Source organism: Celeribacter baekdonensis B30 (genome assembly GCF_000299875.1).
GTDB lineage: Bacteria > Pseudomonadota > Alphaproteobacteria > Rhodobacterales > Rhodobacteraceae > Celeribacter > Celeribacter baekdonensis_A.
Genome location: NZ_AMRK01000002.1, coordinates 115,084 through 134,494, shown reverse-complemented (window position 1 = coordinate 134,494; position 19,411 = coordinate 115,084). Strand labels below are relative to the sequence as shown.

General features: G+C 60.0%; 17 protein-coding genes. 15 read left to right on the top strand and 2 right to left on the bottom strand.

The window, feature by feature from the left end:
* The first annotated feature begins 2 nt into the window (after positions 1-2).
* Both mraY and murD read left to right on the top strand, forming a co-directional pair.
* Positions 3-1,085 (top strand): phospho-N-acetylmuramoyl-pentapeptide-transferase, encoded by a 1,083-nt coding sequence (gene mraY / locus B30_RS04105; protein WP_009570752.1) that lies wholly within the window; start codon positions 3-5, stop codon positions 1,083-1,085.
* Between the two features lie 196 nt (positions 1,086-1,281).
* The gene (gene murD, locus B30_RS04100) at positions 1,282-2,679 is read left to right on the top strand and encodes a UDP-N-acetylmuramoyl-L-alanine--D-glutamate ligase (RefSeq protein WP_009570751.1); all 1,398 of its coding nucleotides are present in this window, start codon (positions 1,282-1,284) and stop codon (positions 2,677-2,679) included.
* Positions 2,680-2,788: 109 nt separating this feature from the next.
* Here murD and B30_RS04095 read toward each other — a convergent pair whose 3' ends face one another.
* Positions 2,789-3,721 carry an AraC family transcriptional regulator gene (locus B30_RS04095; protein WP_009570750.1) on the bottom strand — a complete coding sequence of 311 codons (933 nt, stop codon included), beginning with the start codon at positions 3,719-3,721 and terminating at the stop codon, positions 2,789-2,791.
* A 98-nt stretch (positions 3,722-3,819) separates the two neighbouring features.
* On the opposite strand from B30_RS04095, the gene B30_RS04090 reads away from it, so the two are divergent.
* The gene (locus B30_RS04090; RefSeq protein ID WP_009570749.1) at positions 3,820-4,563 is read left to right on the top strand and encodes an SDR family oxidoreductase; all 744 of its coding nucleotides are present in this window, start codon (positions 3,820-3,822) and stop codon (positions 4,561-4,563) included.
* Between the two features lie 100 nt (positions 4,564-4,663).
* Here B30_RS04090 and B30_RS04085 read toward each other — a convergent pair whose 3' ends face one another.
* Positions 4,664-5,596 carry an L-lactate dehydrogenase gene (locus B30_RS04085; protein WP_009570748.1) on the bottom strand — a complete coding sequence of 311 codons (933 nt, stop codon included), beginning with the start codon at positions 5,594-5,596 and terminating at the stop codon, positions 4,664-4,666.
* Between the two features lie 252 nt (positions 5,597-5,848).
* Here B30_RS04085 and ftsW point away from each other — a divergent pair, with 252 nt between their 5' ends.
* The 12 genes from ftsW (at position 5,849) to lpxC (ending at position 19,245) form a co-directional block, all read left to right on the top strand.
* The gene (gene ftsW, locus B30_RS04075; protein ID WP_009570747.1) at positions 5,849-7,015 is read left to right on the top strand and encodes a putative lipid II flippase FtsW; all 1,167 of its coding nucleotides are present in this window, start codon (positions 5,849-5,851) and stop codon (positions 7,013-7,015) included.
* A gap of 13 nt (positions 7,016-7,028) precedes the next feature.
* Positions 7,029-8,129, top strand: a complete 1,101-nt coding sequence (gene murG, locus B30_RS04070) for an undecaprenyldiphospho-muramoylpentapeptide beta-N-acetylglucosaminyltransferase (RefSeq protein ID WP_009570746.1) — start codon at positions 7,029-7,031, stop codon at positions 8,127-8,129.
* Between the two features lie 45 nt (positions 8,130-8,174).
* Positions 8,175-9,578, top strand: a complete 1,404-nt coding sequence (gene murC / locus B30_RS04065) for a UDP-N-acetylmuramate--L-alanine ligase (protein ID WP_009570745.1) — start codon at positions 8,175-8,177, stop codon at positions 9,576-9,578.
* Between the two features lie 123 nt (positions 9,579-9,701).
* The gene (locus B30_RS04060) at positions 9,702-10,889 is read left to right on the top strand and encodes an APC family permease (protein ID WP_040401910.1); all 1,188 of its coding nucleotides are present in this window, start codon (positions 9,702-9,704) and stop codon (positions 10,887-10,889) included.
* Entirely contained in the window at positions 10,889-11,164 is a 276-nt protein-coding gene (locus B30_RS04055; protein WP_009570743.1) for a DUF2484 family protein, read from the top strand. Before B30_RS04060 ends, B30_RS04055 begins: the two co-directional genes overlap by 1 nt.
* A 23-nt stretch (positions 11,165-11,187) precedes the next feature.
* Positions 11,188-11,460, top strand: coding sequence for a DUF2484 family protein (locus B30_RS04050; RefSeq protein ID WP_040401907.1), 273 nt, complete (start codon positions 11,188-11,190; stop codon positions 11,458-11,460).
* The gene (gene murB, locus B30_RS04045; protein WP_009570741.1) at positions 11,457-12,428 is read left to right on the top strand and encodes a UDP-N-acetylmuramate dehydrogenase; all 972 of its coding nucleotides are present in this window, start codon (positions 11,457-11,459) and stop codon (positions 12,426-12,428) included. The genes B30_RS04050 and murB overlap by 4 nt, the downstream gene beginning before the upstream one ends.
* Positions 12,429-12,612: 184 nt before the next feature.
* Positions 12,613-13,524 (top strand): D-alanine--D-alanine ligase, encoded by a 912-nt coding sequence (locus B30_RS04040; protein ID WP_009570740.1) that lies wholly within the window; start codon positions 12,613-12,615, stop codon positions 13,522-13,524.
* Complete coding sequence (locus B30_RS04035) at positions 13,512-14,498, top strand: cell division protein FtsQ/DivIB (protein WP_009570739.1); 987 nt, start codon at positions 13,512-13,514, stop codon at positions 14,496-14,498. Before B30_RS04040 ends, B30_RS04035 begins: the two co-directional genes overlap by 13 nt.
* Positions 14,495-15,826 (top strand): cell division protein FtsA, encoded by a 1,332-nt coding sequence (gene ftsA / locus B30_RS04030; RefSeq protein ID WP_009570738.1) that lies wholly within the window; start codon positions 14,495-14,497, stop codon positions 15,824-15,826. Before B30_RS04035 ends, ftsA begins: the two co-directional genes overlap by 4 nt.
* Positions 15,827-16,293: 467 nt before the next feature.
* Positions 16,294-17,943, top strand: coding sequence for a cell division protein FtsZ (gene ftsZ / locus B30_RS04025; protein WP_009570737.1), 1,650 nt, complete (start codon positions 16,294-16,296; stop codon positions 17,941-17,943).
* Between the two features lie 366 nt (positions 17,944-18,309).
* Complete coding sequence (lpxC, locus tag B30_RS04020; RefSeq protein ID WP_040401866.1) at positions 18,310-19,245, top strand: UDP-3-O-acyl-N-acetylglucosamine deacetylase; 936 nt, start codon at positions 18,310-18,312, stop codon at positions 19,243-19,245.
* The last annotated feature ends 166 nt before the right edge of the window (positions 19,246-19,411 follow it).

The window sequence follows — 19,411 nt, the reverse complement described above, 5'->3', positions numbered from 1 at the left end:
AGATGCTGTATTGGTTAACCGGACTGTCCGACGGGGGCGATGTTTTCAACCTCTTTCGCTATATCACCATGCGGTCGGGCGGCGCGTTTTTCACCTCTTTGATCTTTGCGATGCTCTTTGGTCGCCCCTTGATCAACATGCTGCGCCGCCGTCAGGGCAAGGGTCAGCCGATCCGCGATGACGGTCCCGAAACCCATTTCGCCAAGGCAGGCACGCCGACGATGGGCGGGCTTTTGATCCTGACCGCGCTGTTGCTTTCGACGCTTTTGTGGGCACGGCTCGACAATCCCTATGTCTGGATCGTGCTGTTCGTGACCTATGGCTATGGCCTGATCGGGTTCGCGGATGACTATGCGAAAGTCTCCAAAGCCAACACCAAAGGCGTTTCAAGCAAGGTCCGTTTGGGTCTTGGGTTTCTGATTGCTGCGATTGCCGCAATCTGGGCCTCGATGGTGCACCCGGATGAATTGGCCTATCAATTGGCCCTTCCGGTGTTCAAAGATGTCTTGGTCAATATGTCCTTCGCCTTCATCCCTTTCGCGATGATCGTCATCGTGGGCGCGGCCAATGCGGTCAACCTGACCGATGGCCTCGATGGTCTTGCGATCATGCCGGTGATGATCGCGGCGGCGACGCTGGGCGCGATTGCCTATGTTGTCGGCCGGGTCGATTTTACCGATTATCTCGGCCTGCATTATGTGCCGGGCACGGGGGAAATCCTTGTGTTCACCGCGGCTTTGATCGGCGGGGGCTTGGGCTTTTTGTGGTTCAACGCACCGCCCGCGGCCGTGTTCATGGGGGACACTGGATCACTGGCGCTTGGCGGCGCTTTGGGGGCGATTGCTGTGGCCACGAAACACGAGATCGTTTTGGCGATCGTCGGCGGCCTCTTTGTGGTCGAGGCGCTGTCTGTGATCATCCAGGTGCTCTATTTCAAACGCACCGGCAAACGCGTGTTCCTGATGGCGCCGATCCATCACCATTACGAGAAAAAAGGCTGGTCCGAACCGACCATCGTGATCCGGTTCTGGATCATTTCTCTGGTGCTTGCGTTGATCGGTCTGGCGACGCTGAAACTGCGGTAGGCCGCTTTGATTTCAGGGGGAGGGGCACGGTCCCTCTATGCAAAGCGCAGTCACCCCAGGATATTTTCAGATAAAAGAAGGGCAGGGGCAACTCTGCCCTTTTCTTATGGAGATGCGTGGCTTTGATCTCTTGTGCCACTGGTCATTTGAGCTGGCGCGCGACATAGTTCAGCGCAAAGAGAGAGACGGTGAAAACATGATTCCTGTGTATGGATATGAGGGCCGCAAGGTGGCGGTTTTGGGGTTGGGGCGCTCTGGTCTTGCTACGGCGCGCGCACTTGAGGCGGGAGAGGCCGAAGCGCTGTGTTGGGACGACTCGGTGGAGGCGCGCGAGACGGCTGAGGCCGAAGGTTTGACCATCCATGACCTGACCAAGGCCGATGCGTTCGAGGGCGTGTCCGCGCTCATCGTTTCGCCCGGCATTCCGCATCTTTATCCAGAACCGAACAAGATCATCGCGCGGGCCTGGGATGCGGGCGTGCCGGTCGATAATGACATCGGGCTGTTTTTTCGCTCGCTCGGCGCGGGCGATTGGATGGACAATGACACGCCGCCGCGCGTTATTGCGGTGACCGGGTCGAACGGCAAATCCACCACCTCGGCGCTCATTCACCATATTTTCGAGAGTGCGGGTCATCGCACCCAATTGGCCGGGAACATCGGGCGTGGCGTCTTGGACATCGAGACGCCGGAAGAGGGCGAGGTGATCGTGCTGGAGCTGTCGAGCTATCAGACCGATATTGCCCGCTCGCTCACCCCCGATGTGGCGGTGTTTACCAATCTGTCGCCGGATCATCTGGACCGCCACGGCGGGATGGGCGGGTATTTCGCCGCCAAACGCCGGTTGTTTGCCGAGGGCGGGCCGGACCGCGCGGTGATTGGCGTCGATGAGAATGAGGGCCGTTATTTGGCCAATCAATTGGTCGAAGGGTTTGAGGACAGCCGCCTGATCCGTGTGTCTTCGGGGCAAAAACTCGGTGGACCGGGGTGGAATATTTTCGCGCGCAAAGGGTTTTTGTCTGAATGGCGCAAGGGGCGGCAGGCGGCCTCGATTGATCTGCGCGAGATGTCGGGTCTGCCCGGCGCGCATAACCATCAAAACGCCTGTTGTGCCTATGCCGCCGCGCGGGCGCTGAATCTGCCGCCTAAGGTGATCGAAACGGCGCTGGCGTCCTTTAAGGGGCTGCCGCACCGGTCGCAGCTTGTGGGTGAGTTGAACAATGTGCGCTATGTGAACGACAGCAAGGCGACCAATGTCGACGCCGCCGCCAAAGCGTTGCAAGCCTTTCCCCGCATCCGCTGGATCGCAGGCGGGATGGGCAAAGACGGCGGCATATCGGCGCTGCAGCCGCATTTGGGCGCAGTGGCCAAGGCCTATCTCATCGGCTTTTCGGCTCGTGATTTCGCGCTGCAAATTGGCGACACGCCCTATGAAATTTGCGAAACCATGGAGGTGGCCGTGGCCAAAGCGAGCGCCGAGGCGGAGCCGGGCGATACGGTTTTGCTGGCCCCTGCGGCGGCCTCATTTGACCAATACCCGAATTTTGAAAAACGTGGCGACGCCTTTGTCGCTGAGGTAGAAAAGCTGATGTGACGGGGCCGGGGTCGCCCCGCCTTCGGCTTTTGGAGTGGTTTCAGGTCGTGAAGGGCCATCTTGTGGAGATGGGGCAGGACCGCTGTACGGACAGGATGCCGGTCGGCCGTTACACCGCAGAGGCCGTTCTTATGTCGTTCGAAAGAGACGCGCTGCGCATGAAGCGGCCCGGCGGTTGGCCGACATGGCGGCTGAACGCAGTGCTGAAAGTACTGGCGGAGCCATAGCCAATCCGGCCTGCCACCTCGTCAAGTGTCAGCTTACCCGCTCGCAACAGCGACTTGGCAACGGCCATGCGCCAGCTCAAGAGATAGTCCATCGGCGTGACGCCAACCGTCCTGGAAAACCGTTCGAAAAAGGCGGAACGTGACATGCCGACTTCGCGGGCAAGCTCAGTTGCAGTCCAGCTCCGCTCGACATTGCCATGCATCAGGCGCAGAGCGGTCACCACCCGGTCATCTGCCAAGCCGCGCAACAGGCCCGGTTGTGCGGTACTGCCCGATACCGACCGGAGCGCTTCGATCAACAGAATCTCGACCAATCGCTCCAGGATCATGTCGCGGCCGACATCGTCTCGTTCTGCCTCCTCGCCGACCAGTCGCACCAATTGGGTCAATCGCGGGACGCCCCGAATATGGATCACGCGCGGCAGAAGCGACACGAGCAACGAAGAATCTGGCGACTCAAACGTAAAATAGCCGCCGAATTGCCGCATGTCAGATGGGCCGTCTTGCTGCCCATGCCTCAGCTCCACGCCGGGCGTGTACATGCGGGCTGGCTCCACCTTTCGCCCTGGCGCGACTTCAAGGCTTGACATGGTGAAGGCCGGTGTCGCCGGTAGCAGGACGAAATCCCCCTCCTGCAACAGAACCGTCGTTTCTCCGTCAACTGCGAGCAGACAACTGCCAAGGGTCATCGCGCAAAAGCCGGGATGGCCAAAGGCGGCATAGCGCACGGCCCAATTCCCCGCGCCGCTGATCCCTTTCGAGAAGACGGCCCGCGGGCGCAGCAGTCGGATGATTTGTTCGAGAGGATCGGACATTGTGGACTATTGCAAACTATTTTTGGACTTAAGGCCAATGATCGTCCAAATGTTGCGGGTTATATCGGTCTCGTCAACATCAAACATAGGAGACTGACATGAAGACTGTCCTCATCACGGGCTGCTCATCTGGCTATGGGCTTGAAACCGCGCGGTACTTTCACGCCCAGGGTTGGAGCGTCATTGCGACGATGCGCACCCCACGAGACGGGGTGCTTCCCACCTCTGAGCGGATCCGCATACTGGCACTGGATGTGACCGATCCCGACAGCATCCGCACCGCCATTGCCGTAGCAGGGCCGATCGACGTTTTGGTCAACAATGCGGGCATCGGGGTTGTCGGTGCCTTTGAGGCCACGCCGATGTCCCATGTGCGCAAGGTGTTCGAGACCAATACGCTTGGTGCTATGGCCATGGTCCAAGCGGTGATCCCACAAATGCGCGCGCGCCGGTCGGGTGTGATCGTGAACGTCACCTCCAGCACAACGCTGGCGGCAATGCCTCTGGCGGCGGCCTATACCGCCAGCAAACAGGCCATCGAGGGGTTTACCGGATCCCTGTCGCACGAGCTTGCCGCCTTTGGTCTTCGTGCCAAGCTGGTTGAGCCCGGATATGCGCCCAGCACGCGGTTTGCCCAGAACACCGAACTCGACATCGCTGACCTGATCCCTGAGGCCTATGCCGATTTTGCCAAGCCGATCTTCGCGGCCTACGCCAAACCCGCTCTGACCACTAAGGAAAGCGACGTAGCCGAGGCCGTGTGGCAGGCGGCCATTGACGAGACGGGGCGCCTGCACTTCCCGGCTGGTCCCGATGCGGTTGCCTTGGCCCAAGCGCGTTGAACCGCCCTGCACCTGTCGCCCTGCTTTTGCGGTGACTGGTGCAGGCCGATGCGCTGGCTGTTTGTAAAAAGGCGCCAAATCACCCTTCGGCGCATTCCTCTCAATACTCCAAGGCATCCAATGTGGTTTTGAGCAATCGCGCCGACGCCCCAAGGGCTTCGTGTTCGGCGTCATCCAATTCTGGGAACAGGTCTGCAACCACGCCCTGTGCGCCGACGATGCGGGGGAGGGAGAGGGCGACGTTGGACACGCCTTCGACCTTTGGCGTCACGATGGACACGGATAAAACCGTCTGTTCATCGCGCGCCACGGCGCGGAACAGCCGCTCAAGCCCGGCCCCGATGCCGTACCATGTCGCGCCTTTGCCATTGATGATCGTATAGGCGGCGTTGCGCACGCCATCGTCGATTTTGGCCTTGATGCCTTCGGTGAGAGGCACGCGCATTTGGGCGGAAAACTCTTTGACCGACAAAGCGCCCGCGCGTGCAGACGACCAACACAACACTTCGCTGTCGCCATGTTCGCCCAGCACATAGGCGTGGACCGAGCGCGGCGAGACGCCCAGATGTTCACCGATCAAATGCCGAAACCGCGCCGTGTCCAGGATCGTGCCCGAGCCGATCACCCGGGTGGGCGGCAGACCGGAGAGCTCTGTGGCGATCTGGGTCATGATGTCGACCGGGTTGGTGGCGATCAACAACACCGCGTCGGGCGCGGCATCCAGGACTTTGCCGATGATTTGCCGAAACACCTCGGCGTTGCGGGCCAAAAGTTGCAATCGGCTTTCACCCGGTTTTTGCCCGACCCCTGCCGCCAAGATCACCGCTTTTGCGCCCTTGAGGTCGGCATAGTCGCCCGCCATGACCACGGTAGAGGAGGCAAAGGGCACCGCATGGGCGATGTCTTCGGCCTGGGCTTTGGCCAAGGCGGCGTTGTAATCGACAAAGACGATTTTGCTGGCGGTGCCTTTCAACGCAATGGCGTAGCCTGCCGCCGATCCGACCATGCCCGCGCCAACGATGCCGATTTTCATATTTTGTCTCCGCTTCTATCGCTGCAAAATCTGTTAGCGCCACCATGGAGCGCTTCCGCCATCGGATCAATGACCGGGATCAATTCGCAGTCCGAGATATGTGCCAAGGCGCCATCTGGCGTCAGCGAAGGATCGCACAGCACCACCAAAGCGTGCAATCTGTAGTAGCGCGGGGCGTCAAAACACGCTAGATTGGGCAGATAGACCCGAAAAATCGGGCAGATGAGCAAAAACGAGGCAGTAGGCGGTCCCATGACAGAAATGGTGTATGGCTCCATCCCGGATCGGGTTGGCGAGCCGGTCCTTCCGCGTTGGTGGCGGACAATCGACAAATGGACGCTGTCTTGCGTTTTCATCTTGTTCGGCATCGGGCTTTTGTTGGGGCTTGCGGCCTCGCCGCCCTTGGCGCAGAGAAACAATTTTGCCTCGTTCTATTACGTCCAACGTCAGGCGTTCTTTGGCTCAATCGGCCTGGCCGTGATGATCCTGATCACCATGATGGACCCGGCCCGCGTGCGTCGTTTCGCCGTGGTGGGTTTTGCCGCCGCCTTTGTGTCGCTGTTGTTGTTGCCCATTTTTGGGACGGATTTCGGCAAAGGTGCGACCCGGTGGTTTTCCTTTGGGTTCGCGTCGGTGCAGCCCTCTGAGTTTCTCAAACCCGCCTTTGTCATCACCGCCGCATGGCTGATGGCTGCCGCTCAGGACATCGGTGGTCCTCCGGGGCGGCTCTATTCCTTTATGTTGGCGACCGTGATCGTCGTGGCACTGGCGTTGCAGCCCGATTTCGGTCAGGCCGCGCTGATCCTCTTTGCTTGGGGCGTGATGTATTTCGTCGCCGGTGCGCCGATGTTGTTGCTTGCGGGCATTGCTGGGATCGTCGTGTTAGGCGGCATGTTTGCCTATAACAATTCCGAACACTTTGCCCGGCGCATCGACGGGTTTCTGAACCCTGCCATCGACCCGACCACCCAGATCGGCTATGCCACCAACGCCATCCGCGAGGGCGGTTTTTTTGGCGTCGGTGTCGGCGAGGGGACGGTGAAATGGTCGCTGCCCGATGCGCATACCGATTTTATCATCGCCGTGGCCGCCGAAGAATACGGTCTGATCCTCGTGCTGATCATCATTGCGCTTTATGCCACAATCACCGTGCGCTCGCTGTGGCGGCTGTTGCGCGAACGCGATCCGTTCATTCGCTTGGCGGGCACCGGGCTGGCCTGTGCTTTTGGCATTCAGGCCTTTATCAATATGGGCGTGGCCGTGCGGCTTTTGCCCGCCAAAGGCATGACGTTGCCGTTTGTGTCCTATGGTGGCTCATCTGTGATCGCCTCTGGGATTGCACTTGGCGCGCTTTTGGCTTTTACCCGCACCCGGCCGCAAGGCGAGATCGGGGACCTCCTGCTCCGGCGCGGTCGCTGAAAAGAGAGAGACCATGACCCAATCTGCTCCCCTTATCGTCATTGCCGCCGGTGGCACTGGCGGCCATATGTTCCCGGCCCAAGCCCTTTCTGAGGTGATGTTGGCGCGCGGCTGGCGGGTCAAATTGTCCACCGACGCGCGGGGCGCGCGCTACACCGGAGCCTTCCCGCAAGCCGTCGAAATCGACACCGTGCCCTCCGCCACCTTTGCACGCGGCGGCCTGTTGGCCAAAGCGATGGTGCCACTGCGCCTTGTCGGCGGGGTGTTCTCCGCCATGACCAGATTCCTGCGCGATAAACCCGCCGTTGTGGTCGGGTTTGGCGGCTATCCGGCGATCCCGGCGGTGGCGGCGGCGACGTTGATGAAACTGCCGCGGATGATCCACGAACAAAACGGCATTTTGGGCCGGGTCAACGAGGTCTTTGCCAAACGGGTCGACCGCGTCGCCTGTGGCACATGGCCAACCCATCTGCCCGAAGGGGTTCAGGGCGTCCATGTCGGCAATCCGGTGCGCGCGAGCGTGCTGGACAAATACGCCGCCCCCTATATTGCGCCGGGCGATTATCCGATGGAGATTTTGGTGATCGGCGGCTCTCAGGGCGCGCGCATCCTCTCAGACGTGGTGCCCGCTGCGATTGCCGCTTTGCCCGAAGCAATGTTGGCCAATTTACGGATCAGCCAACAGGCCCGCCCCGAGGATTTCGACCGGGTTGTGGAATTTTATCAGACCCAAGGCATCCAAGCCGATGTGCGGCCATTTTTTGACGACATCCCGAAACGGATGAGCGAAGCGCAATTGGTGATTTCGCGGGCCGGGGCCTCGACCGTGGCGGATATTTCCATCATCGGGCGGCCTTCGATTCTGATCCCCTATGCCGCCGCAGCAGGCGATCACCAATCGGCCAATGCGCGCGGTCTGGTCGAGGCGGATGCCGCGATCATGATCCCCGAAAGCCAGTTGACGGCGGAGACATTGAGCGAACAGATCCAAATGGTTCTGGGCCATCCTGAGGGCGCTTTGATGATGGCGCAGGCGGCGCTGTCCGTGGCCAAACCACAGGCGGCGTATGATTTGGCCGATATGGTCGAACATCTCGCTAGCCACCCGCAATAAGACCTGATCCGATAACAATAAGACAAGTGACGAAACGAGGACGAGATGAACGCGAGTGCCACCAAACTTCCCATTGAAATGGGCGCCATCCATTTTGTCGGCATTGGCGGCATCGGCATGTCGGGCATCGCCGAAGTCTTGCTCAACCATGGCTATCAGGTGCAAGGCTCCGATCTCAAAGCCAGCAAAATCACCGACCGTTTGAAAGAACTCGGCGCGGTGATTTACGAGGGCCAGCGGGCGGAGAATTTGGACAATGCCGAGGTCGTGGTGATTTCAAGCGCGATCAAACCGGGCAACCCGGAATTGGACGCCGCCCGTCTCAAAGGCCTGCCCGTGGTGCGCCGCGCCGAGATGTTGGCCGAATTGATGCGCCTCAAATCCAACGTCGCCATCGCCGGAACCCATGGCAAAACCACGACCACCACGATGGTTGCGACCTTGTTGGATGCGGGCGGTTTGGACCCAACCGTGATCAACGGTGGGATCATCCACGCCTATGGCTCGAATGCGCGCGTCGGGCTTGGTGAATGGATGGTGGTGGAGGCGGATGAATCGGACGGGACGTTCAATCGCCTGCCTGCGACCATCGCCATTGTCACCAATATTGACCCGGAGCACATGGAACATTGGGGCACAATCGAAAATCTGCGCCAAGGGTTCTATGATTTTGTCTCCGGCATCCCGTTTTATGGCCTTGCCGTGTGTTGCACCGATCACCCGGAAGTGCAGGCGTTGGTCGGTAAAATCACCGACCGCCGGGTTGTGACCTACGGGTTCAACGCCCAAGCCGACGTGCGCGCGATCAATCTGACCTATAAAAAAGGGGTCGCGCATTTTGATGTGGTGCTGGCCGCTGAGGATATGGTGATCGAGGGCTGTACTCTTCCAATGCCGGGCGATCACAACGTCTCAAACGCGCTGTCTGCGGTCGCCGTGGCGCGGCATCTGGGCATGAAAGCCGCCGAGATCAAAGCGGCGCTGGCGCATTTTGCCGGGGTCAATCGCCGCTTTACCAAAGTGGGTGAAGTCAACGGCGTGACCATCATCGACGATTACGGCCATCACCCGGTCGAGATCGCCGCCGTTCTCAAAGCCGCACGCCAGGCTTCTGAGGGCCGCGTCATCGCCGTGCATCAGCCGCACCGCTATTCGCGTCTGCATTCGCTGTTCGATGATTTCTGCACCTGTTTCAACGAGGCCGATGTGGTCGGTATCGCCGAAGTGTATGGCGCGGGTGAGGAGCCGATCCCCGGTGCGTCCCGCGATGATTTGGTCGCAGGCCTGATCCGTCACGGCCACCGCCATGCCCGCGCTGTGACCTCCGAGGAGGATCTTGAACGGCTGGTGCGCGAACAGGCGCGGCCCGGCGATATGGTTGTCTGTCTTGGGGCAGGGACGATTTCGACCTGGGCACATGGCTTGCCCGCGCGGCTCGAAAAAGCATAAATCAAAGGCCAAAGATCGCTGTCTTGATCCGCGTCACGGGGCCATGTCACGGTGCCCTGGCGCGGTCAGCGCTATTTTGCGGCTTATGACAGCAACAATGCCCATTTCATGAAAGAGGCCAAAATGGCTGAGACCCTCAAACGGCGCATTGGACCCGGATTGCTCACGGCCTATGGCGTGGGCGTCATGGTCGGGGCGGGCATCTATGTTTTGGTCGGCGCGGTGGCCGCCGAGGCAGGACTTTACGCGCCCTTGGCGTTTTTGCTGGCCGGGCTTATCGCGGCGCCCTCGGCTCTCTCTTATGCCGAATTGTCCACCCGCATCCCCGAGGCTGCGGGCGAAGCTGCCTATGTTGAGGCCGGGTTTCGCGCGCGCTGGTTGGGGCGGATTGTCGGGTTGGCGATTGTGGCGGGGGGCGCTGTGTCCGCCGCCGCCGTCTTGCGCGGTGGGGCGGGCTATCTGACCAGCTTTGTGGATATTCCGTTGATCTGGGCGATCATCGGTCTTGGGGCGTTTCTTGTGATCATTGCCGTGATTGGCGTGTTGGAGAGCCTCGCTCTGGCGGCTGTTTTTACGGTGATCGAAGTGGCGGGGCTGGCCTTGGTTGTTTGGACCGGCTGGCACGCGCCGGTGTCACCCGACTGGTCCATGCCCGCCGCGCCCTATGTGCCGGGCATCAGCGTGGCGGCGACGCTGGCGTTTTTTGCCTTTATCGGCTTTGAGGACATCGTCAACATGGCCGAAGAGGTCAAGCGCCCCGAGCGCAGTTTGCCGATTGCCATCATCGCGTCGCTGATCATCACCACATTGCTCTACGCGGGGGTCACCGTGATCGCTGTGCGCGCAGTTCCGATCGAAGACCTTGCCGCCTCTGAACGCCCGCTTGCGCTGGTGTTTGAGGCCGGGGGCGGGCCGATTGCGCTGTTGTCGGCCATTGCGGTGATCGCAGCACTCAACGGTGTTTTGGCGCAGATCGTGATGGCCGCGCGGGTGATGTTTGGTCTTGGCAAAAGCGGCGGTGTTTTGTCCATCTTTCACCATGCCCATCCGCGTTTTGGCACCCCGGTTTTGGCCACGGTGCTGATCGGCGGTTTTGTCATCGGCGCGGCTTTGGCTTTGCCGGTATCAAACTTGGCGGGGGTGACCTCGACCATCCTGTTGCTGGTCTTCACCTTGGTCAATGCCAGCCTGATTTTGCTCAAACGCCACGCGCCCAAAGCGCCGTTTTGCATCGCGCCTTGGGTGCCTTGGGTCGGGTTGATCTTTGCGCTCTTGGCGTTGGTGGCCTTTGCTTTGGGTGGGGCCGTGTGATGGTGCTGGTGCTGTTTGGCGTCGTGCCATGGACGCCGATCGTGGCGCTGTGCCTTTGGGCTCTTGCCACCATGGCCCTTGCTCCGTTACCTTTGCGCCACCAAATCGGTCCGGGATTCGCGCTTCTGCTGGTGCTCCCCGTGCTGTTGATTTGGACAGGTCGGGTTTACGGACCTTGGCCTGTTGTGTGTGCATGTGCTGCTGCCGTGTCTTTGTTTCGAAAACCGCTGAGCGTTCTTGCGAAACGCGCCCAGCGATGGTTCCGGAAAAGCTGACAGAAAGTGGCTTGGCTATGACGATGACGACTTCCCTCATATTGGCCTGTGTTTGGGCTATTTTGGCGAATGTGATCGCCATGTTTCCGTCCAAACGCGCCCATTGGCCCGCAGCCTGTGGGTTGATCGTGCTTGGGGTTCCCCTTTTGGGCTATGTCACCTATGAAAACGGCCCGTGGATCGGGCTCATCGTCTTTGCGGCGGGGGTGTCGATCCTGCGCTGGCCGGTGATTTATCTGGGCCGGGGAATGAAACGGAGGATCAAACGCGCGATGACAAAAGGCCCTGCCGAATGACCTATCCTGATGTGCGTGGCACGTTGAGCGAACAGCGCGCTTTGGCCGATCTGACATGGTTGCGCGTCGGCGGGCCAGCGGATGCGCTGTTTCAACCGGCGGATTTGGCGGATTTACAAAGTTTTTTGGCCGCTCTCGATCCCGCTGTGGCGGTGTTTCCGATGGGGGTGGGGTCCAACCTGATCGTGCGCGATGGCGGCATCCGCGCTGTGGTGATCCGCATGGGACGTGGCTTTAATCACATCGCCATCGACGGCACCCGCATCACCGCCGGGGTCGCCGCCCTTGATGCCCATGTGGCACGTAAAGCCGCCGCGGCGGGGCTGGACCTGACCTTCCTGCGCACCATTCCGGGGGCCATCGGCGGGGCCGTGCGGATGAATGCAGGCTGTTACGGGTCTTATGTGGCGGATCATTTCGTCTCTGCCAAGGCGGTGACGCGGGCAGGGGAACTGGTCACACTCACGGCCAATGATTTGCAATTTCAGTACCGTCAAACCGAGTTGCCCGAGGGCTGGGTGATCGTTGAGGCCACGTTTGACGCCGAAGCTGCCGATCCAGAGATGTTGGAGGCCCGCATGGCGGATCAATTGGCCAAGCGCGATGCGAGCCAGCCCGTCAAAGAGCGCTCGGCCGGCTCAACCTTTCGCAATCCGGCAGGATTTTCCTCGACCGGGCAGGCGGATGACAGCCATGAGTTGAAGGCGTGGAAAGTGATTGATGACGCAGGCCTGCGCGGATTTGCCATTGGCGGCGCGCAGATGAGCGAGAAACATTCCAATTTCATGATCAACACCGGTGTGGCCACCGCGCATGATCTTGAAACTTTGGGAGAGACGGTGCGAAAAAAAGTATTCCAAAACGCCGGTCTCGCGTTACAATGGGAAATCAAGCGCGTTGGTGAATTTTTAGGCGATCCTGTCGAAGATGGGCTTGCATCCGAATCATCCACAGAGCAAAACGCGTAAAACAGCATTCCCCACAAACGGGGAGTTGAAAAGAGCCGCAAAATCAGGCTCTTTCATGACAGGGGTCACATATGCCTCTGAAAGACAGGGCCAAACATAGGGCTCGTTTATAAAAGAGATCGCAACAGATCTCACACCTAAAGGGGCCACCATAAGGCTCCAGATATTTGAGGCACAAGTGGGCATGTCGAGCAGGCAGTCCCCGAAAGTGGCGGTACTCAAAGGCGGACCCTCGGCTGAGCGCGAGGTGTCTTTGGTCTCCGGGCGTGAATGCGCCAATGCACTTCGGGGTGAAGGATATGACGTTATCGAGATCGACGCAGGCGAAGACCTCTGCGCGCAACTGACAGCCTGTCAGCCCGATGTCGTGTTCAACGCGCTGCATGGCCGCTATGGCGAAGACGGCTGTGTCCAGGGCATTCTGGAATGGATGCGCATTCCCTATTCCCACTCCGGCGTTCTGGCCTCGGCTTTGGCCATGGACAAAGAAAAAACCAAAGAGATTTACGCCCGTGCGGGCCTCCCCATCGTGGCATCCGTTTTGGCGCGCTGCGAAGAGGTTGAGGCCGGTCATGTGATGGCGCCACCCTATGTGGTGAAGCCTTATAACGAAGGCTCCTCCGTGGGCGTTTACTTGGTCCATGAGGGCGCAAATGCCCCACGCCTCGCCGCCGACATGCCGCCCGTTGTGATGGTCGAACAATTCGCGCCCGGACGCGAGTTGACCTGTTCGGTGATGGGCGATCGTGCGCTGTGCGTCACCGATATTCTCACCGATGGCTGGTACGATTACGACGCGAAATACAAAGAGGGTGGGTCGCGCCATGTCTGCCCGGCCGAAATCCCCGACGAGATCACCCAAGCCTGTCAAGACTACGCGCTGCGCGCCCATAACGCTTTGGGCTGCCGTGGTGTGTCGCGCACCGATTTTCGCTGGGACGAAAGCAGAGGCCTTGCCGGGCTGATCTTGTTGGAAACCAACACCCAGCCGGGGATGACGCCGACGTCGCTGTCGCCCGAGCAAGCGCAGAAATGCGGTATGACATTCGGTCAGTTTGTGGCCTGGATGGTGGAGGACGCCTCATGCGACCGATAGACCCGGTTGAGTTTGCCAAAGCGCCGACCATGGGCGGATCGGCGCGCGTGTCCGAAGCCGTGGCGCGGGCTTTGCGCACGCGTCTGGGCGACACGTCATCACATGCTCCGGCCCGTCCACGCGACCCCGCACCTTCGCGCGCGGCTTATCGGTTCAACCGCCTTTGGCTGACCCCGTCTTTCCGGTTTTTCATGCGCCGCATCGCCCCGGTCTTGGCGATTGCAGGCTGTGTTGGGCTGTGGTTTGCCGATGCCGACAACCGCATGGCGTTCAATGACACCGTGGCCGAGGTCAAGCGCGACATCCAAAACCGCCCGGAATTTATGGTCAAACTCATGGCTATTGATGGCGCATCGGGGGAGCTGTCCGAGGATATTCGTGAGATCACCTCGCTGGATTTCCCGCTCTCTTCCTTTGATCTCGACCTGCCGGGGATGTTGGAGCAAATCGAAAGCCTGGATGCCGTGGCCGAGGCGGGTCTTCGGGTGCGTGCGGGCGGGATTTTACAGATCGACATCACCGAACGCACCCCCGCCGTGGTCTGGCGCGGGCCGCATGGGCTTGAGATGCTCGACGTGGATGGCCACCGGGTTGCGGCTTTGGAGCACCGGGTGGATCGGCCTGATCTGCCGTTGATTGCAGGCGTTGGTGCCGAACGTGACGTGGCCGAAGCGCTGGCGATTTTGAATGCGGCAAAGCCGATCATGCCACGTTTGCGCGGGCTGGTGCGGGTTGGCGAGCGGCGCTGGAATGTGGTGTTGGACCGCGATCAAGTCATCATGTTGCCGGAGGAGAACCCCCTGGGCGCTATGGCGCAGGTGATGGCATTGGATCAGGCCAAAGACCTTTTGGGCCGTGATGTCAAAGCGGTGGATATGCGTCGGCCAAATCGGCCGACGTTACAATTGACTGAGGCGGCGCAAGACGAGATGCGCAGGCTTCAGAGCGTGGAACTTGGAGTGTCGTTCAGATGACGGATCTTTATGCAGCCCAGCGGGCCATGCGGAACATGCGCAAAGCCGCGTTGCAACGCGGGGTCGTTGCCATTTTGGATGTTGGCACCTCTAAAATCGCCTGTCTCGTGTTGCGCTTTGATGGCGACGGTTTTGTCGGCGGCGAGGGCGTCGGTGCTTTGGCCGGGCAATCGTCGTTTCGGGTGATCGGGGCTGCGACCACGCGCTCGCGCGGGGTACGCTTTGGCGAGATTGACGCCATGGCCGAGACCGAGCGCGCCATTCGCACCGCCGTGCAGGCGGCGCAGAAGATGGCCCAGACCCGCGTCGATCACGTCATCGCCTGTTTTTCCGGCGGTCAGCCGCGCTCTTATGGCTTGGACGGTCAGGTCGAAGTCGAACAAAACATCGTGTCCGAACAAGATGTAGCGCGCGTTTTGGCCGCCTCTGAGGTGCCCGATTATGGTCCTCATCGTGAGGTGCTGCATGCCCAGCCGGTCAACTTTGCGCTCGATCATCGCTCGGGTCTGTCTGATCCGCGCGGTCAAGCCGGGCAAAACCTTGCCGTCGATATGCATATGCTCACCGTCGATGGTGCGGTGATCCAGAACCTGTTGTATTGCATCAAGCGCTGTGATCTTGAGGTCGCGGGTGTGGCCTCTGGCGCTTATGTGTCGGGCATTTCGGCGCTGGTTGAGGACGAACAAGAGCTGGGTGCGGCCTGTGTCGATATGGGCGGCGGCTCAACCGATGTGTCGATCTTCATGAAGAAACACATGATTTACGCCGATAGCGTGCGGATGGGCGGCGATCATGTCACCTCCGACATCGCGATGGGATTGCAAATCCCGGCGGCAACGGCGGAGCGGATCAAGACCTTTTACGGCGGCGTCGTGGCCACCGGGATGGACGACCGCGAGATGATCGAAGTCGGGGGCGACAGTGGTGATTGGGAGCGCGATCGTCGCACCGTGAGCCGCTCTGAAGTGATCGGGATCATCCGTCCGCGTGTCGAAGAAATTCTGGAAGGTGTGCGCGAGTGTCTGGACGCCGCAGGTTTTGAACATCTGCCGAGCCAACAGATCGTGTTGACGGGCGGGGCCTCGCAAATTCCGGGGCTGGATACGTTGGCGCCGAAAATTTTGGGCCAACAGGTGCGCATCGGGCGGCCTTTGCGCGTCCAAGGCCTGCCGCAGGCGGCGACCGGGGCGGCCTTTGCCTCGGCTGTTGGTCTGTGTCTGTTTGCGGCCAATCCGCAAGACGAATGGTGGGATTTCGAGATCCCGACCGAACGCTATCCGGCACGCTCGCTCAAGCGGGCGATGCGGTGGTTCAAAGACAATTGGTAAACGGATTGCAGCGCCCTACGGGGCTATGCTAATTGAAAAGCAGAGCGGGCGAGTCAACGTCCGCCGAGAGGTAGAAACGAGACCCTTTGACGTCAACGACGCCATGAAACCGGCGCGGATAAGGCAAGACACGGCAAAAGTGGCACCGAGCAGTGCCCCGACACGATAGCGCGACGCGCGCAAGATCGCCTCTTTTCGAGAGGTCTGGAGCGGATTTGGTCCGTTCCATAGGTATGATCGTCCCATTTGCCCCTAAATCTGGGGTTTTGCGCAAAATCCCGCCGAGTTTGGCGGGGTGAACCCTATATTTTGTGGCGAAATCATGTTTTTGGGATGACGAACCGTCATAAACCCCCTAAGATTCAACGTGAACAGGTAAATTTTGCCCCGATTCAGGGGCGGGGACAGTTATACGGGCAGCACGGGCAGAAGCACGCGCGCTCGCATAGGAAAGCAGGCGGTAGATCATGGCTTTGAATCTGACGATGCCCGATCGGGACGAGTTGAAACCGAAAATCACAGTGTTTGGTGTGGGCGGGGCCGGCGGCAACGCGGTCAACAACATGATCGAAAAAGAGCTTGAGGGGGTCGATTTCGTCGTTGCGAACACCGACGCGCAAGCTTTGCAACACGCCAAGGCCGCGGCCCGCATCCAGATGGGGGTGAAGGTCACCGAGGGCTTGGGCGCAGGTGCTCGTCCCTCCGTTGGGGCTGCCGCGGCCGAGGAAAGCATCGAGCAAATCGTCGATCACCTCGCAGGCGCGCATATGTGCTTTATCACCGCCGGCATGGGCGGGGGCACGGGCACAGGGGCCGCTCCGATCATCGCCCAAGCGGCGCGCGAACTCGGTGTATTGACCGTGGGCGTTGTGACCAAACCGTTCCAATTCGAAGGCGCAAAACGCATGCGTCAGGCCGAAGAGGGCGTTGAAGCGCTGCAAAAGATGGTCGACACGTTGATCATCATCCCGAACCAGAACCTGTTCCGTCTGGCCAATGAAAAAACCACCTTTACCGAAGCCTTCTCGATGGCAGATGACGTGCTGTATCAGGGCGTCAAAGGCGTGACTGACCTGATGGTCCGTCCGGGCCTGATCAACCTCGACTTCGCCGACGTGCGCGCGGTGATGGACGAGATGGGCAAGGCGATGATGGGCACGGGCGAAGCGTCCGGCGAGAACCGCGCCATCGAAGCCGCAGAAAAAGCCATTGCCAACCCGTTGTTGGACGAGATTTCCCTGCGCGGTGCAAAAGGCGTGTTGATCAACATCACCGGCGGTCACGATTTGACCCTGTTCGAATTGGACGAAGCCGCCAACCGCATCCGCGAAGAGGTGGACCCGGAGGCCAATATTATCGTTGGTTCGACCATGGATTCCACTCTCGAAGGCATGATGCGCGTGTCCGTTGTGGCAACGGGCATCGACGCCAATCAATCTTATGGCGAAATGCCGGTGGCACGTCGTCGCCTGGCCGAACCGCTGGCCGCCCCGGCAGAGGTTGAAGAGAAAATCGAACAGGCTCCTGCGGCACCTGTCGCCGCACAGGTTGCGCCCATGGACGAACCGGCCCAGCCGACGCTCGACGTGTTCGACCCGCAAGTGAACGCGCGCGCTGAGCCGCAACATGACGCCCGCTATGAGCAGCGTCAGGCCGATTTCCGTGCCATGGAAGACGATGTTCCGGCTCCGGCCTATCAGCCGCGCCCGCAACCCGCGCCGCAACCGGCAATGTATGAACCCGAAGCCGATGCGTTTGTCGCGCCGCGCGCCCCCTCTGCGGGCACGCCGTCCCCCGAAGCTCTGGCCCGGTTGCAAGCCGCTGTGGCCAAACAACCGCGCGCTGATATGCGGGCTGACCCGCATCCGCAGGCTGATCCGAACGCGGGCAAAGCCGGCCGCTTTGGCATCAACTCCCTGATTGGTCGCATGACCGGACATGGTTCAGAAGCCGAGGCGCGTCCGGTCCCCCAACCTCAGGCTCAGCCGCAAGCCCGGTTTGGCGCGCAGCCGCAGGTCCGCCCGCAGGTCCATCAGGCCTATGATGAAGATCAGGATCCGAATCCCGAAGCGGAAAAGATCGAGATTCCGGCTTTCCTGCGTCGTCAGGCCAACTGACATAAATCTGTGATCGCGCGTCTGATAAGCGCATCATTCAGGTCACATTTTTAGAAAATCATGAAAGTAAGAGGTCGCCTTTTGGCGGCCTTTTTCTTTTTATAACAGTGCATTGCTGCGATGCGGCGTGAATATGCGCGAAAATCTGCCTTTCAGGGGGTGCTCATGTTTCAATCCGTTACAAAGATTGAGTTGAGGCCATGGCCCATTGTTGGTTAGGAGGATGTAAACCAAGCACCGGGGTGGTGTGAGGCGCCGGTATCTGCAGCCAAGTGAGGGACTTCCCGCCGAGCGCAGTGCGAGATCGGCAAGACTATAACCTGCGAGAAACGCCATCTGCGTGGGAAAATGAATGTGAGGCCTCTGGTGCAGACCACGGTAGCAAGAAAAGTTCGGTTCGACGGGGTGGGTCTCCATTCCGGTGCGCCTGTGTGTATGGTTGTCGTGCCTGCACCGGCCAATACCGGCATCACCTTTGTGCGCTCTGATATTCACGCCGACGCCTCTGATCCGCGTGGTGCGATCATTCCGGCGCGGTGGGACCATGTTGTCCCTTCGCAGCTCTGCACCCTGATCCGCAACGAAGATGGCGCAGAGGTTTCGACCATCGAACATATCATGGCTGCGCTTGCGGGTTGTGGCATCTCCAACGCCACGGTCTTTGTCGATGGGCCTGAGGTGCCGATCGTTGATGGCTCTGCCGCTCCTTTTGTGGATGGCTTGCTGGCTGTGGGTCTGGTCAACCAGGAGGGTCCGACCCGCGCGCTGAAAATTCTCAAACCCGTTGAGGTCACCAATGGCTCCGCCAAAGCGCGTCTTGAGCCGGCAGAGACCCTGGAAATTGATTTCCACATTGATTTCGCGGACGAAGCCATCGGCGTGCAGGACAAGCGGTTGGTCATGGCCAATGGCGCCTTTGTGCGTGAACTGTCGAATTGCCGCACCTTTTGCCGCAAGGCGGATGTGGATCATATGCAGCAAAACGGTCTGGCGCTTGGCGGCACCTTTGAAAACGCCGTTGTCGTTGATGGTCAGGACGTGTTGAGCCCCGGCGGTTTGCGCCGAGCGGATGAACCTGTGCGTCATAAAATGCTGGACGCTTTGGGCGATTTGTACCTCGCGGGTGCGCCAATTTTGGGGCGCTATGTCGGTGAAAAATCCGGTCACGCGATGACCAACGCGTTGCTGCGCGAACTCTTTGCGACTCGCGGTGCGTGGGCCTATGTCACCGTTGATGCGCCGACCGCAGCGCGTCTTCCAGGGGCGGGCGTGTCGCGCTCTGATCTGGCGTTCTGCGCCTGACCCTTTCCGAAGCGTTTTAGGCCCTTCCTACGTTGGACGGCATGTCTGTGATCTGAGCGAGATTGCGCCTACACCACACGCTTCAGGGACAGGTTCGGAGCATTTCAAAATCCCCCGATAGAGGAAAAACACAAAAGCCTCTACACCGTGACGTTATTTCCGGTGT

Bases quoted from the DNA above. Each gene is read 5' to 3' on its own strand.
- mraY (WP_009570752.1), top strand. From the start codon at position 3: ATGCTGTATTGGTTAACCGGACTGTCCGACGGGGGCGATGTTTTCAAC.
- murD (WP_009570751.1), top strand. From the start codon at position 1,282: ATGATTCCTGTGTATGGATATGAGGGCCGCAAGGTGGCGGTTTTGGGG.
- B30_RS04095 (WP_009570750.1), bottom strand. From the start codon at position 3,721: ATGTCCGATCCTCTCGAACAAATCATCCGACTGCTGCGCCCGCGGGCC.
- B30_RS04090 (WP_009570749.1), top strand. From the start codon at position 3,820: ATGAAGACTGTCCTCATCACGGGCTGCTCATCTGGCTATGGGCTTGAA.
- B30_RS04085 (WP_009570748.1), bottom strand. From the start codon at position 5,596: ATGAAAATCGGCATCGTTGGCGCGGGCATGGTCGGATCGGCGGCAGGC.
- ftsW (WP_009570747.1), top strand. From the start codon at position 5,849: ATGACAGAAATGGTGTATGGCTCCATCCCGGATCGGGTTGGCGAGCCG.
- murG (WP_009570746.1), top strand. From the start codon at position 7,029: ATGACCCAATCTGCTCCCCTTATCGTCATTGCCGCCGGTGGCACTGGC.
- murC (WP_009570745.1), top strand. From the start codon at position 8,175: ATGAACGCGAGTGCCACCAAACTTCCCATTGAAATGGGCGCCATCCAT.
- B30_RS04060 (WP_040401910.1), top strand. From the start codon at position 9,702: ATGGCTGAGACCCTCAAACGGCGCATTGGACCCGGATTGCTCACGGCC.
- B30_RS04055 (WP_009570743.1), top strand. From the start codon at position 10,889: ATGGTGCTGGTGCTGTTTGGCGTCGTGCCATGGACGCCGATCGTGGCG.
- B30_RS04050 (WP_040401907.1), top strand. From the start codon at position 11,188: ATGACGACTTCCCTCATATTGGCCTGTGTTTGGGCTATTTTGGCGAAT.
- murB (WP_009570741.1), top strand. From the start codon at position 11,457: ATGACCTATCCTGATGTGCGTGGCACGTTGAGCGAACAGCGCGCTTTG.
- B30_RS04040 (WP_009570740.1), top strand. From the start codon at position 12,613: ATGTCGAGCAGGCAGTCCCCGAAAGTGGCGGTACTCAAAGGCGGACCC.
- B30_RS04035 (WP_009570739.1), top strand. From the start codon at position 13,512: ATGCGACCGATAGACCCGGTTGAGTTTGCCAAAGCGCCGACCATGGGC.
- ftsA (WP_009570738.1), top strand. From the start codon at position 14,495: ATGACGGATCTTTATGCAGCCCAGCGGGCCATGCGGAACATGCGCAAA.
- ftsZ (WP_009570737.1), top strand. From the start codon at position 16,294: ATGGCTTTGAATCTGACGATGCCCGATCGGGACGAGTTGAAACCGAAA.